Annotated in this window: 11 protein-coding genes; 7 read left to right on the top strand and 4 right to left on the bottom strand. The window is 67.1% G+C overall.

From position 1 onward, the window contains the following. Nucleotide 1: 1 nt before the first annotated feature. The 4 genes from ACJ4V0_RS16260 (at nt 2) to ACJ4V0_RS16245 (ending at nt 4,392) form a co-directional block, all read left to right on the top strand. Nucleotides 2-799: an ATP12 family chaperone protein gene (locus ACJ4V0_RS16260; protein ID WP_448300645.1), complete on the top strand. Its 798-nt coding sequence runs from the start codon at nt 2-4 to the stop codon at nt 797-799. Nucleotides 800-872: 73 nt separating this feature from the next. Next, nucleotides 873-1,814, top strand: a complete 942-nt coding sequence (locus ACJ4V0_RS16255; RefSeq protein WP_448300644.1) for a hypothetical protein — start codon at nt 873-875, stop codon at nt 1,812-1,814. Nucleotides 1,815-1,925: 111 nt separating this feature from the next. After that, a complete protein-coding gene (locus ACJ4V0_RS16250; protein WP_448300643.1) occupies nt 1,926-3,458 on the top strand; it encodes an acyl-CoA carboxylase subunit beta in 1,533 nt (510 codons plus the stop codon). A 100-nt stretch (nt 3,459-3,558) separates the two neighbouring features. Beyond that, on the top strand, nt 3,559-4,392 hold the full coding sequence (locus ACJ4V0_RS16245; protein ID WP_448300642.1) for a universal stress protein: 834 nt from the start codon (nt 3,559-3,561) through the stop codon (nt 4,390-4,392). Between the two features lie 93 nt (nt 4,393-4,485). On the opposite strand, the gene ACJ4V0_RS16240 is transcribed toward ACJ4V0_RS16245, so the two are convergent. The 3 genes from ACJ4V0_RS16240 to ACJ4V0_RS16230 are packed head-to-tail and all read right to left on the bottom strand — an operon-like array spanning nt 4,486 to nt 7,424. Continuing rightward, a complete protein-coding gene (locus tag ACJ4V0_RS16240; RefSeq protein ID WP_448300641.1) occupies nt 4,486-5,643 on the bottom strand; it encodes a dipeptidase in 1,158 nt (385 codons plus the stop codon). Between the two features lie 11 nt (nt 5,644-5,654). After that, entirely contained in the window at nt 5,655-6,827 is a 1,173-nt protein-coding gene (rnd, locus tag ACJ4V0_RS16235; RefSeq protein ID WP_448300640.1) for a ribonuclease D, read from the bottom strand. Nucleotides 6,828-6,869: 42 nt separating this feature from the next. After that, entirely contained in the window at nt 6,870-7,424 is a 555-nt protein-coding gene (locus tag ACJ4V0_RS16230) for a glutathione peroxidase (RefSeq protein ID WP_448300639.1), read from the bottom strand. A 191-nt stretch (nt 7,425-7,615) separates the two neighbouring features. On the opposite strand from ACJ4V0_RS16230, the gene ACJ4V0_RS16225 reads away from it, so the two are divergent. Beyond that, nucleotides 7,616-8,563, top strand: coding sequence for an acetamidase/formamidase family protein (locus ACJ4V0_RS16225; protein ID WP_448300638.1), 948 nt, complete (start codon nt 7,616-7,618; stop codon nt 8,561-8,563). Nucleotides 8,564-8,566: 3 nt separating this feature from the next. On the opposite strand, the gene ACJ4V0_RS16220 is transcribed toward ACJ4V0_RS16225, so the two are convergent. After that, nucleotides 8,567-9,343 (bottom strand): creatininase family protein, encoded by a 777-nt coding sequence (locus ACJ4V0_RS16220; protein WP_448300637.1) that lies wholly within the window; start codon nt 9,341-9,343, stop codon nt 8,567-8,569. Between the two features lie 322 nt (nt 9,344-9,665). On the opposite strand from ACJ4V0_RS16220, the gene ACJ4V0_RS16215 reads away from it, so the two are divergent. Together ACJ4V0_RS16215 and ACJ4V0_RS16210 are read left to right on the top strand one after the other, a co-directional pair. Further along, entirely contained in the window at nt 9,666-11,816 is a 2,151-nt protein-coding gene (locus ACJ4V0_RS16215) for a hydantoinase/oxoprolinase family protein (protein ID WP_448300636.1), read from the top strand. 5 nt (nt 11,817-11,821) lie between these two features. Beyond that, on the top strand, nt 11,822-13,462 hold the full coding sequence (locus tag ACJ4V0_RS16210; protein WP_448300635.1) for a hydantoinase B/oxoprolinase family protein: 1,641 nt from the start codon (nt 11,822-11,824) through the stop codon (nt 13,460-13,462). Nucleotides 13,463-13,475 lie beyond the last annotated feature (13 nt).

Genomic DNA, 13,475 nt, shown 5'->3' with positions numbered 1-13,475 from the left:
CATGGCCGCCATGAGCAAGAGCGTCTTCGAAGACTGGTTCGCCAGGGACATGGACCCTGCCGCCTACGACCCCGTGGCGGCGGCGCGTCTCGCCATGAAGCCGAGCTACCCGAAGAGGTTCTACAAGGAGGCGACGGCCGGCCCATCGGCGGATGGATGGCGGCTGCTGCTGGATGGCCGTCCGGCGAAAACCCCCGGCCGGAACCCATGGGCCTTCCCGACCGAGGCGCTGGCATCGGCGGTCGCGGCTGAGTGGGACGGGCTTGGCGAGTTCATCGAGCCGCTGCGCATGCCGATCACCCGCATCGCCAACTCCATCATCGACGGGGTCTTGCCGGATCCGGCGCCGGTGGCGGCCGAGATTGTCCGCTACGCCTCCTCCGATCTCCTCTGCTACCGCGCCGACGGTCCGAGGACGCTGGTGGAGCAGCAGTCCGCCGCCTGGGATCCGGTTCTGGACTGGGTTCGCGATGGGCTCGGCGCGCGCCTGATCCTCTCCGAGGGCGTGATGTTCGTCACCCAGCCGCAGGCCGCGCTGGACGCCATCGCTGCGGCGCTGCCCGCGGGCGATGGCTGGCGCCTCGGCGCGACCCATGTGGTCACCACGCTGACCGGCTCCGCCCTTCTGGCGATCGCGCTGCTGCACGGACGCCTCGACGCCAGTGAGGTCTGGACCACAGCCCATGTCGATGAGGATTTCCAGATATCGCAATGGGGCGGGGATGCCGAAGCGGCAGAGCGGCGTGTGGCGCGGCGGCGCGAATTCGACGCGGCGGCAACGGTGCTCGCCACCGTGTGACATCGTCGGGAAACCGGCGTAGCGCCATTCCTCATCCACGCTGGCCGCCACAACAGGGGTCCGGAGAGGCTGCATGAAGATCACGCTCGACATCGCCAAACTGGTGGAGGATGGCCGCATCACCCCTGAGGAGGCCGTGAGGTTGAAGGGGCTCGCCGCCGAATCCACCGGCTCGCTCGCCATGAACATGCTCGTCGGCTTCGGCGTGGTCGCCGTGGCGCTCGGCGTCATGGGGCTCGTGCCGCAACCGACCGTCGCCGTCGTTCTGGGCGGCATTCTCGGCGGCGTGGGCCTCGGCTTCGTCCTCAGGGGCGAGCGGACATGGGCGATTCTCGCGCAGATTTGCCTCCTCACCGGAGCCCTGATGCTCGCCGGCGGCGTCATGTTCATGGCCAAGGGATCGGTGACGGCGCTGCTGGCGGTCACCGCCATCTTCGTTGGTTGCGGTGTCGTCGCGCGATCCGGCCTGCTCATCGCTCTGGCAGTTCTGGCGCTGTCGGCCGCCATCGGCGCCCGCACGGGCTACATGCGCGCGACCTATTTCCTCGCCATCGAGCAGCCGGCCGTCACGGTGCTGCTGTTCTCTGCTCTTGCGATCGCTGCGTACCAGGCGTCCAAGCTGCTGAAGGCGGACCAGAGCCGCCTCGCCATCGTGGCCGCACGCACATCGCTTCTGCTGGTCAATTTCGGCTTCTGGATCGGCTCGCTCTGGGGCGACCGGCTCACCTGGTTCATCGACAGGACGACGACGTCGCGCTATGCGCCGGCCATTCCGGCCTGGACCTTCTCGGTGCTCTGGATCACCGCCATCATCGGCGCGGGGGTCTGGGCGGCGCGCGCCAACCGGCCCTGGGTGCTCAATCTGGCCGCGGTCTTCGGCGCCATCCACTTCTATACCCAGTGGTTCGAGAAGCTCGGCGCCACGCCCTTCACGGTCCTCGTCGCGGGTGTTACGACCCTCGCGCTTGCCATCGGCATCTGGAAGTACAATCAGGGCAAGACGATCCCGGCCTGATGCCGGGCGCGCATCCGCCGACAGTCTCATTGGTTGGCCCGCAGCTTGCGTGCTATCCGGGCATCCTGGCCTGTAACCGATGAGGGGCGGGGCGCAACCCCCGGCGTATTCATGAAGGACGTCCTCGAAAAGCTGGAAGAGCGCCGTGCGGAGGCCCGCCTCGGCGGTGGCCGGAAGCGCATCGACGCCCAGCACGCCCGCGGCAAGCTCACGGCGCGCGAACGCATCGAGCTTCTCGTCGACAGGGGCTCCTTCGAGGAGTTCGACATGTTCGTGCAGCACCGCTGCGCGGATTTCGGCATGGAGAACTCCCATATCCCCGGCGACGGCGTGGTCACCGGATGGGGCACGGTGAACGGCCGCACGGTCTTCATCTTCTCCAAGGATTTCACGGTCTTCGGCGGCTCGCTCTCGGGCGCGCATGCCGCCAAGATCACAAAGATCCAGGATATGGCGCTGAAGGCGCGCGCGCCGATCATCGGCCTGTTCGATGCGGGTGGCGCACGAATCCAGGAAGGTGTCGACGCCCTTGGTGGTTACGGCGAAGTCTTCAAGCGAAATGTTATCGCATCGGGCGTCATCCCGCAGATCTCGCTCATCATGGGCCCCTGCGCCGGCGGCGACGTCTATTCACCGGCCATGACCGATTTCATCTTCATGGTGAAGGACACGAGCTACATGTTCGTGACCGGACCGGACGTCGTGAAGACGGTGACCAACGAGGTCGTCACATCAGAGGAACTGGGCGGCGCCTCCGTCCATGCGGTGAAGTCCTCGGTCGCCGACGGCGCCTACGAGAACGATCTGGAGGCGCTTCTGCAGATGCGGCGCCTCATCGACTTCCTGCCCTCGAACAACACCGAGGGCGTGCCCGAGATTCCGTCCTTCGACCGGCCGGACCGGATCGATATGTCGCTCGACACGCTCGTCCCGGACAATCCCAACAAGCCCTACGACATGAAGGAGCTGATCCTGAAGGCGGTCGACGAGGGCGACTTCTTCGAGATCCAGGCGAAGTTCGCGCCGAACATCATCACCGGATTTGCGCGCATCGAAGGCCGGTCGGTCGGCATCGTCGCCAATCAGCCCATGGTGCTGGCCGGCGTCCTCGATTCCGACGCCAGCCGCAAGGCCGCGCGCTTCGTGCGCTTCTGCGATGCCTTCTCGATCCCGATCGTCACCTTCGTCGACGTTCCCGGCTTCCTGCCCGGGACGTCACAGGAATATGGCGGCCTGATCAAGCATGGCGCCAAGCTCCTCTTCGCCTACAGCCAGTGCACGGTGCCGCTGGTGACCGTCATCACGCGGAAGGCGTTCGGCGGCGCCTATGACGTGATGGCGTCCAAGCATATCGGCGGCGACATCAACTATGCCTGGCCTTCTGCGCAGATCGCCGTGATGGGCGCCAAGGGTGCCGTGGAGATCATTTTCCGCGCCGATATGAACGATGTCGACAAGATCGCGGCGCGGACAAGGGAATATGAGGAGCGCTTCCTGTCGCCCTTCGTCGCCGCCGAGCGGGGCTACATCGACGAGGTCATCATGCCGCATTCGACGCGGCGGCGGGTCGCGCGCGCCCTGTCCCTGCTGCGGCACAAGGCGGCGGAGACGCCCTGGAAGAAGCACGACAACATTCCGCTGTGATGGGCTAGGGTGTCGCCCGGCGTCTGATCTCCATCAAGGACGCTTCGCATGGAACACGCAACTTTATCGCGTGTTCGGTCCTGAATAGGGAGCTCCCCCAATGTCCATCAAGTCGATTCTGCTGGCCCTCATCGCAGGAGATGGCGCCAAGCCGCAGGGCGCCATTGATTACGCCGTCTCGCTGGCAGCGGCCAACGGCGCCCACCTGTCGGTCGTGGTGGGAGCCATCAAGGTTCCCGTCGTCGTCTATTCCGGCGTCGCGGAAGTACAGGCCATCGTTGCCGACGAGAACGACACCCGGACCGATAAGGCCGACGAACTGAGCGAATCGATCCGCCACGCCGCTCAGACCGCTGGCGTCTCTGCCACTGTCGAGGTGGTCACCGACGCGATCGACCCGCTGTTCAGCCGGATCGGGAAGCGCGCCCGCCTCCACGATTTCTGCGTCTGCGGCCGCCCGCGTCCCGACGATGTCTGGGCCACCGAACTTGCCGAGACGCTTCTCCTGTCCTCGGGTCGCCCCACCATTCTCGCGCCCGATGGCTTCGACCCGTCCCGCGCCACGAACTCCATCGTCGTCGCCTGGGACGGCTCGGCCGTTGCGGCCCGCGCCATCGGTTCGGCCTCGGACTTCATCGACAAGGCGGGCCAGGTGGAGATCGTCTCGGTGCTCGGCGACCGCCATGCCGATGACCTGGTGGCCGGCGCCGACCTTGCGCCCATGCTGGCCCATCACGGCGTGAAGGTGACGGTCACCAACCTCCCGTACAGCCGCGACGTCGGCAAGACGATCGTCGAGCATGCCCAGAACACCCGGGCCCAGATGATCGTGATGGGCGCCTACGCCCATTCGCGCCTGCGGCAGATGGTGCTCGGCGGCACGACGACGACGTTGCTGCAATATTCGCCGGTGCCTGTGCTGATGGCGCATTGAGCGCCATTCGTTCGACCGACGGGCTGATCATTCGTTTCGAAGCCGGCGTCCTCAGGTCGTCGGCTTCGTCCGTTTGGGCCTCAGCGCCCCCTGCTAGCCGATCCGGGCGACTGCCGGCGGGCGGCTCCGACGCAGGGTTGCCGACACCTTCTCAACGCTCCGCCAGACGCGCAGGACATTGCCGGACAGCAGGCCCTTGAGCGCGGCATCCGACCAGCCTCGCCGGATCAGTTCGGCGACGAGGTGGGGAAAGCGCGAGGCATCCGCGAGGTCCGGCGGGTTGGGGCCGCCGAAGAAGTCGGAGCCGATTCCGATGTGGGCGAGACCGGTGCGCCCGACGATATAGCCGATGTGATCACACAGTTCGGGGATCGACGCGCGCGGCCAGGGACCGGTCTCGGCCGCCTTGCGCGACACGGCGGCGTCGATGTCGATGTCCGGGCGCGTCTTGCCGTACACTTGCAGCGGCGCCATCCAGTCATGGCTTTTCCGCGAGATGAAGTTCGGCACGAAGGTGGCCATGACCACGCCGCCATTGGCCTTCACCCGGTCGAGAACGTCGTCGGGCACGTTGCGCGGGTGGGGACAGAGCGCAGTCGCGTTGGAATGCGACCAGAGAACCGGCGCGGCCGTCACGTCGAGCACGGCATGCTGCGCCCTGTGCGAGGCGTGGGCGAGATCCACCATAATGCCCATGCGGTTGCACTCGGCGACCACGGCGCGGCCGAAATCGGTGATGCCGTCGTGGCGGGGGGCATCGGTCGCTGAGTCGATCCAGTCGAGAGTTTCATTGTGGCAAAGGGTCAGGATGCGCACGCCCGCAGCATGCCAGACCCGCAGGGGCGACAGCGAGCCGGCGAGGCCGACGGCGCTTTCCACCGAGATGACCGAGGCGATCTTGCCCTCCCGGCGCGCCCTGGCGATGTCCGAGGCTTTGCGCGCCGGACGGAAGACGTCGCCATGGACCGCCTCGATGTCGAGGCCGATGGCGATCTGCTCCAGCGTGAAGCGGCCGGGGTCGGGCACCGATGTCGGTACGAAGGCCGCGAAGACCTGGGCGCCGACCCGGCCCTCCCGCAGGCGCGGGATGTCGGTGTCGCTCTCCTGGTGGACGCGGTCGAGCCCATAGGCCTTCACGTCGCCATCCGCCGCGCGGCGGATGGTATAGGGCAGGTCGTTGTGCCCGTCGAAGAGGATGAAACGGTCGAGAAGTTCGTGGGCCCTCGCGAGGGCCGGATCGATCCTGCTCATGTCGCGTCCCGTCAGGCTTCAGCAATCACCACGGACGACACCCGGTCGACGGCCGTGACGCGGCCGCGCTCGATGGCGAGAGCGAGCTTGCCGTGCTTGAGCGCCAGCGCCTTGTCTCCGAACAGTTCGCGCCGCCAGCCCTTGAGGGCGCCGACGTCGGCCTCGTCGTTTTCGGCGATTCGGTCGAGATCGTCGGAGGTCGCCACCACCTTGGCGGCGACATGGTGCTTTTCAGCGACCATCTTGAGCAGCACCTTGAGCAGCTCGACCGTCGCCGACTGAGACTGGCTCTGCGGGCGGTGCTTGTCGATGGGCGGCAGATCGCGCGGATCGCGGGCAAGCCCGACCTGCACCGCCTCGACGACCGCCATGCCGTCGCGCGACCGCTCCCACCCCTTCGGAATGGACCGCATGGCGCCGAGCGCCTCGACGGTCTTCGGGCCGGTGAGGGCGATGTCGAACAGGCAGTCGTCCTTGAGCACGCGCGAGCGCGGCACGTCGCGGGCCTGGGCCTCGCGTTCGCGCCAGCCGGCCACCGCCATGAGAACGGCGAGTTCCTTCGGCTTGCGCACGCGGCTGCGGAAACGTTCCCAGGCGCGTTCCGGCTCCTGCCGGTAGGTGTCGGGCGAGGTGAGAACGCGCATTTCCTCGGCGACCCAGTCGCTGCGTCCGCGCTTCTCCAGTTCGCCTGTGAGCTTCACGTAGATGTCGCGCAGGTGGGTCACGTCGGCGATCGCATAGTCGATCTGCGCGTTGCTGAGCGGGCGCTTCGACCAGTCGGTGAAGCGGCTGGTCTTGTCGAGCTGCGTGCCGTTGGTACGCTGGACGAGCTGGTCGTAGGAGATGGAATCGCCATAGCCGAGCACCATGGCGGCGACCTGGCTGTCGAACAGCGGTTCGGGGATGCGCTTCGACAGGTGCCAGACGATCTCGACGTCCTGGCGGGCGGCGTGGAACACCTTCACAACCTTCGGGTCGACCATCAGGTCGAAGAAGGGTGCGAGGTCCATGCCCGGCGCAAGCGCGTCGATGGCGACGGCCTCGTCGGGGCTCGCTAGCTGGATGACGCAGAGCTTCGGCCAGAAGGTCGTCTCACGGAGGAACTCCGTGTCGACCGTGACGAAAGGGTGCTTGGCGAGGCGCGCGCAGATGGCGGCCAGTTCGGCGGAGGACGTGATCAGCATCACGTCCTCCTTACAGGAGTCGCTGGCCGATGCGAAAGGCCTTCAGGCGCTGCCCAGTTGAGCTTCGATCAGGGCCGTGATGCGCGGATCGGTGGGGCGGATACGCGCCGGAAAGGCGCCGATCACCTGGCCGGTACGGCCCACCACATATTTGTGGAAGTTCCAGGTCGGAATCTCGGTCGGCCTCTGGCCCGCCACCCAGCGATAGAAGGGGTGGGCCGCACCGCCGGTGACGCGATGCTTGGCGGCCATGGGGAAGGACACGCCATAGACGCCCTGGCACACCGCGGCGATCTCTGCGGCGGTCCCGCGCTCCTGGTTGAAGTCGTCGGAGGGCACGCCGATGATTGTCAGGCCGCGGTCGCGGTAGCGGGTCCAGAGCTGCTGGAGGTCGGCATATTGCGGCGTGAAACCGCAGGACGACGCGGTGTTCACCACCAGCAGCACGCGGCCGGCATGATCCGACAGGCGGATCGTCGTTCCGTCCAGCCCCTCGAAGGAAAAGGCATAGGCCGTCGAGGAGGTCTGGGCCCCGGCGGGCAGGGCGGCCGACGCGGCGAGCGTGGTCGCGAGAAGGGTGCGGCGTGACAGCATCATGGGTGCTCCGGCTGACCTGATGATCTTACGCGATTGCCGGCGCCATGGATGCACCGCACGCAGAAGTGAGCATCCGGTCTGTCCCAAGGCCTGTCCCGCCTGAACCGTGTCCTTGGCCTGCGGCAGACGGGGTAGGCGGCGCGCTGCCGGTCGCTACACTGAGCGACTTCTCTCTCATGGATGGGAAACTGATGACTCCTCGTCTCGACGCTGGTGCCGATACCGCCCACTGGGGCTATTTCGACGCCACCCTCGCGCCCCGCGCCACCATCAACTCCGGTGACACGATCACCATCTCCACTGTCTCCGGTGGACCGGACGTGCTGCCGCCGGCCGACTGGGGCATTCCGCCGGGGCTCACCGCCATCCACCAGCGGTTCGGCGGTCCGACCCTGCCGGGTCACATCTGCACCGGACCGGTGGCGGTGAAGGGGGCGACGCGCGGACAGGTGCTGCAGGTCGATATCGAGGCGATCGAGTTGCACTACGACTGGGGCTACACCTTCGTCGCGCCGCTGGTCGGCGCGCTGCCGGACGACGTGAAGGCCAAGCGCCTGTTCCATTCGCGCATCGACCGTGCGCGCAAGGTCGCGACCATGCCCTGGGGCCACGAAATTGCGCTGGACCGGCCGTTCTTCGGCGTCATGGCGGTGGCGCCGCCGCCGGAATGGGGCCGGGTCAATACCCTGCCGCCGCGCCGCAACGGCGGCAATCTCGACAACAAGGAACTGGTGGCCGGCACGACGCTCTACCTGCCGGTCTTCATCGACGGGGCGAATTTCTCGGTGGGTGATGCCCATGGCGCGCAGGGCGACGGCGAGGTCTGCATCACGGCCATCGAGACAGGGTTGATCGGCACGTTCAGGCTCACTGTCCGCGACGACATGAGCCTCGTCTGGCCGATGGCGGAAACGCCGACCCATGTCCTCACCATGGCCTTCGATCCGGACCTCGACACGGCGGTTCAGATCGCGCTGCGCTCCATGATCGATCTGGTCACGGCCCGCTCCGGTCTCGACCGGGACGAGGCCTTCGCGCTGATGTCGCTCGTCGCCGATGTGCGGGTGACGCAGGTCGTCAACGGCAACAAGGGCATCCACGTCATGCTCGACAGGAAATGGCTGGCGCAGGTGCGCTGAGGCTCACTCCCACGGCACGCCCCTGACAATGACGTCGGCCAGTGCGTCGGTGGCTGCAGCGAGGAGCTTCTCGCCCTTCTCGCGGTTCGCCTTGCGCGCATCGCCGAGGACGCCGGACGCCGTGAGCGTCGCGAAGGAGCGGAAGCGTTGGGCAGGGGGCGACAGGACGGCGCGCGGGTCGCCGAAATGAGGCCCGAAAGCCTCGGACATCTTGCCCTCGCGCACGGCCTCAGGCGCGACAACCATCATCATGGCGGTCTCGGCCTCGCAGGCATGGAGCACGCTCTGCTGGTCCTCGAGCAAGGGCGCAAAGACCGCCTGGGCGAGTTCGAAATAGGTGGTCGCCGCAACGACAAGGCCCGTCTCGCGCTCGAGGTCGGGCAGAAAGGCGTTGAGGGCCGTCATGTTGCCCCCATGGCCATTGACGATCAGCACCCGCCTGAACCCATGCCGCGTCAGCGACCGGATCAGGCAGAGGAGCACGGCCCTGTAGGTCGGAATATCGAGGGTGAACGTGCCGCCATGCGCCATGTGGTGCTCGGCCATGCCGACCCAGAGCGTCGGCGCCACGACGACCGGGCGGTGGTCCATCGCTTTTTCCGCGGCAATGCGGCACACCGCGCCGCAGAGCGTGGTGTCGACGCCGGTGCCAAGATGCGGACCGTGCTGTTCGGTCGACGCCACCGGAAGCAGGACGGTGGCACCGGCGGCGGCGAGGGCGTTCAGTTCGGGGGCGGTCAGCTTGGCCCATTCGACGATGGGGCGCGGGCTCAGTGCCATGGTGATCTCCGAATAGTCGGGTAATGAGGTCGATCGTGGCATCGCTACGGCGCCAGCGTCGAGCCCCATGACGGCGCAAGAGGGGTGCGCCAGAGATGTGCGAAGGATGCGGGCGATTGGCGCCAGAATAGGCTGCACAACATTTCAACGACGAATTGTCGATGAAATGTTGACATCGTGAAGTGCGCGCATGAATGTTTGGTCCCGCGTGGATGGCAGTCGTCGGACCAAGGGTTTCGTGCGAGACAATCCACAGCTTCCAGGGCGAGGGCTGCATGGCGCAGCACGCGTCCCGCAACGGGGATCGGACCGGATTTCACGCATGGCCCAGCCAGTCATCACGCGCCTTGCCACGGATATCGGCGGCACCTTCACCGATATCGTCCTCGAGCAGGGGGACAGGCGCTTCACCACCAAGCTGCTGACGACCCCGCAGGCGCCGGAAGAGGCTGTGGTGGAGGGCACCCGTCTCGTGCTGGAGGAGGCCGGAATCGGCTTTGCCGATCTCGACGTCTTCGTCCACGGCACGACGCTGGCCACCAACGCCGTGATCGAGCGCAAGGGCGCGAAGACGGCGCTGATCGCGACCGAGGGCTTCCGCGACGTGATCGAGATCGCCGACGAGAGCCGCTACGATCAATACGATGTCTTCATCGACAAGCCGCGCCAGCTCGTGCCGCGCCAGCTGCGCTTCACGGTTCCCGAACGCATCGACGTGATGGGCAAGGTCTGGATCGATCTCGACGAGGCCGCTGTCCGGAAGGTCGCCAAAACCCTGAAGGCCGAGAAGGTCGAGGCCGTCGCCGTGGCTTTCATTCATTCCTACGCCAATGCGGCGCATGAGGAGCGGGTGCGCGAGATCCTGGCGAAAGAGGCGCCGGGAATTGCGGTGACGCTGTCGTCGGAAGTCTGCCCGGAAATGCGCGAGTATGAGCGCACGTCCACCGCCGTGGCCAACGCCTATGTGCAGCCGCTGATGTCCGGCTATCTCGGCCGCCTGAAGGCGCGTTTCGCCGCCGAGGGCTATTCCAGGCCGATCCACCTCATGACCTCGGGCGGGTCGCTGGCGACGCTGGAGACCGCGGCGCGCTTTCCCATCCGCCTCGTCGAGTCGGGTCCGGCCGGCGGTGCCATCCTCGCCGCCTACATCGCCGCCGAGCGGGGCGAGGACAAGGTTCTGTCCTTCGACATGGGCGGCACCACCGCGAAGATCTGCCTGATCCACGATGCCACGCCCTACAAGGCGCGCACCTTCGAGGTCGATCGCCAGTCACGCTTCATGAAGGGCTCGGGCCTGCCCGTCCGTATCCCGGTCATCGAGATGGTGGAGATCGGCGCCGGCGGCGGGTCCATCGCGCGGGTCGATACCCTCAAGCGCATCACCGTCGGCCCGGACTCGGCAGGCTCGGTTCCTGGCCCCGCCTGCTACGGCCGCGGCGGCGAACTGCCAACCGTGACCGATGCCGACGTTTCACTCGGCAAGATCGAACCGGCACGCTTCGCCGGGGGTGCGATCAAGCTCTATCCGGAGAAGGCGGATGCGGCGCTCGACGCCAGCGTCGGCAAGCCGCTGTCGCTCACGACCTCCATGGCCGCCCACGGAGTTGCCGAGATCGTCGATGAGAACATGGCCAATGCCGCCCGGGTCCATTCGGTGGAACGCGGCGTCGTCGTCTCCGACCATACGATGGTGGCCTTCGGTGGCGCTGCGCCGCTCCACGCCGCCCGCCTCGCCGAGAAGCTCGGCATCGCCCGCGTGGTGGTCCCGGCCGATGCCGGGGTCGGCTCGGCCGTCGGTTTCCTGCGCGCGCCGGCGGCCTATGAGCTCGTCCATTCGAAGTTCATGCGGCTGGACCGGTTCGACCTCAAGGAGGCGAACCGCCTTCTGTCGACCATGAGCGCCGAGGCGACGGCTCTCGCCAAGGCCGCCGCCGGCAACCGCAAGCTGACCGAAACCCGCACCGCCTTCATGCGCTATGCGGGGCAGGGGCACGAGATCGCGGTGGCGCTGCCCAACCGCGGGCTGGTCGAGAAGGATGTCGCGAAGATGCGCGAGACCTTCGAGGCGGGCTATCGTCAGCTCTTCGCTCGCCACATTCCCGGCGCCGCCATTGAGATCCTCTCCTGGGCCGTGCTGGTGACGACCGACACGGCGAGGCCGGCCGTGCTCGGCAAGCCGAAGGCCAAGGCGGGTCCGAAGCCGATCGGCGTGCGGCCGGTCTTCGACGGAAAGTCGGGCAAGATGGTGAAGGTGCCGATGTACGATCGGCTCGCCATGACGCCGGGCGCGCGCATCGAGGGGCCCGCCATCATCGTCGAGGCGGGCACATCGACCTACGTCACCGCCACGTTCGACGCGGCCATCGACGCCGGCCTCGGCCTCGTACTGACGGCCCGCAAGTCCGCCGCCACAGCCAAACCCGCCGCCAAAGCCAAGCCTGCCGCCAAGTCCGCTGCGAAGAAGGGAAAGTGACCGTCATGAGCAAGCTTTCCGACATCGAACTGCAGGTCATGTGGAACCGCCTCATCGCGGTGGTCGAGGAGCAGGCGCAGGTGTTGCTGCGCACCGCCTTCTCACCCATCGTGCGCGAGGCGGGCGACCTCTCCGCTGGCGTCTTCGACCGCGAGGGCAACATGCTGGCCCAGGCCGTCACCGGTACGCCCGGCCACGTCAATTCCATGGCCGAGAGCGTCAAGCACTTCGTCCGCGTCTTTCCCGTCGAGACGATGAAGCCGGGTGACATCTACATCACCAACGATCCCTGGATGGGCACGGGCCACCTCAACGACTTCGTCCTGACGACCCCGGCGTTCCACAGGGGCAAGCTCGTCGGTCTGTTCTCCTGCACCAGCCACCTCATGGATATCGGCGGCATCGGCTTCGGCCCGGACGGGACCGACGTGTTCATGGAGGGGCTCTACATCCCGCTCCTGAAGCTCGCCGATCGCGGCAAGCTGAACGATACGCTGATGGCGATGATCCGCGCCAACACGCGCCTGCCGATCGACACCGAGGGCGACGTCTATTCGCTCGCCGCCTGCAACGACGTCGGTTGCGAGCGCCTGTCGGAGATGATGGAGGAGTTCGGCCTGAAGGATCTCGACGTTCTGTCGAAGCACATCCTGACCCGCTCGAAGGCCGCGGTCCTGGAGGCCATCGCCGCCCTGCCGCAGGGCAGGTGGTCCAACACCATGACGGTGGACGGCTACGACGAGCCGGTGACGCTGGCCTGCACCGTCGAGGTGACGAAGAAGGGCATCCACGTCGACTATACCGGCACGGGCGAGGCCTCGAAGCGCGGCATCAACGTGCCGCTGGCCTACACGACCGCCTACACGGTCTTCGGGCTCGCCTGCATCGTCGGCAAGGACATCCCCAACAATGCCGGTTCGCTCGCGCCGCTGACCGTGTCGGCGCCGGAGAACTCGATCGTCAATGCGCTAAAGCCGAAACCGGTCGCCTCGCGTCACATCATCGGCCAGATGCTGCCCGACGTGGTCTTCGGCGCCCTTCGCCACGCGATCCCGGACCGCGTTCCTGCCGAGGGCACCTCGTGCCTGTGGAACCTCAATGTGCGCGGCCAGACCGACGAGGAGGGCCTGGGCAACTACGGGTTCATGATGGCGGTGACGTCGAACGGGGGCACGGGCGCGCGCCCGATGAAGGATGGCCTCTCCGCCACCGCCTATCCCTCGGGCGTCAAGGGAACGCCGGTCGAGATCGCCGAGTCCATTACGCCGCTGATCTTCTGGCGCAAGGAGTTCCGCGAGGATTCCGGCGGCGCCGGAACGACGCGCGGCGGCCTCGGCCAGGTCATCGAGGTCGGTAGCCGCATCGGCAAGCCCTTCGACCTGCTGGCGGCCTATGACCGGATCGATCATCCCCCGCGCGGACGCGATGGCGGCAGGGACGGCGCTCCCGGCGCGGTGTCGCTGAAATCGGGCACGGTCCTCAAGGGCAAGGGCTTCCAGCTCATCCCGCCGGACGACAGGCTGGTGGTGATGACGCCGGGCGGCGCCGGAATCGGCGATCCGGCCAAGCGCGACCGCGCCGCTCTGGCGAAGGACGTCGGCGAGGGCCTCGTCAGTGCGAAGGGCGCCAAGGCCTACGGCGGTTGATCGGCGACGCGCG

The organism is Phreatobacter aquiterrae (assembly GCF_053471285.1).
The sequence above is the reverse complement of the archived record's forward strand: the minus strand, read 5'-3'. Positions and strand labels throughout refer to the sequence as shown.

What these genes read in the sequence shown, in the direction of transcription:
- ACJ4V0_RS16245 (WP_448300642.1), top strand. Translation starts at nt 3,559, where the DNA reads ATGTCCATCAAGTCGATTCTGCTGGCCCTCATCGCAGGAGATGGCGCC.
- ACJ4V0_RS16220 (WP_448300637.1), bottom strand. Translation starts at nt 9,343, where the DNA reads ATGGCACTGAGCCCGCGCCCCATCGTCGAATGGGCCAAGCTGACCGCC.
- ACJ4V0_RS16240 (WP_448300641.1), bottom strand. Translation starts at nt 5,643, where the DNA reads ATGAGCAGGATCGATCCGGCCCTCGCGAGGGCCCACGAACTTCTCGAC.
- ACJ4V0_RS16210 (WP_448300635.1), top strand. Translation starts at nt 11,822, where the DNA reads ATGAGCAAGCTTTCCGACATCGAACTGCAGGTCATGTGGAACCGCCTC.
- ACJ4V0_RS16225 (WP_448300638.1), top strand. Translation starts at nt 7,616, where the DNA reads ATGACTCCTCGTCTCGACGCTGGTGCCGATACCGCCCACTGGGGCTAT.
- ACJ4V0_RS16255 (WP_448300644.1), top strand. Translation starts at nt 873, where the DNA reads ATGAAGATCACGCTCGACATCGCCAAACTGGTGGAGGATGGCCGCATC.
- ACJ4V0_RS16260 (WP_448300645.1), top strand. Translation starts at nt 2, where the DNA reads ATGGCCGCCATGAGCAAGAGCGTCTTCGAAGACTGGTTCGCCAGGGAC.
- ACJ4V0_RS16230 (WP_448300639.1), bottom strand. Translation starts at nt 7,424, where the DNA reads ATGATGCTGTCACGCCGCACCCTTCTCGCGACCACGCTCGCCGCGTCG.
- ACJ4V0_RS16215 (WP_448300636.1), top strand. Translation starts at nt 9,666, where the DNA reads ATGGCCCAGCCAGTCATCACGCGCCTTGCCACGGATATCGGCGGCACC.
- rnd (WP_448300640.1), bottom strand. Translation starts at nt 6,827, where the DNA reads ATGCTGATCACGTCCTCCGCCGAACTGGCCGCCATCTGCGCGCGCCTC.
- ACJ4V0_RS16250 (WP_448300643.1), top strand. Translation starts at nt 1,926, where the DNA reads ATGAAGGACGTCCTCGAAAAGCTGGAAGAGCGCCGTGCGGAGGCCCGC.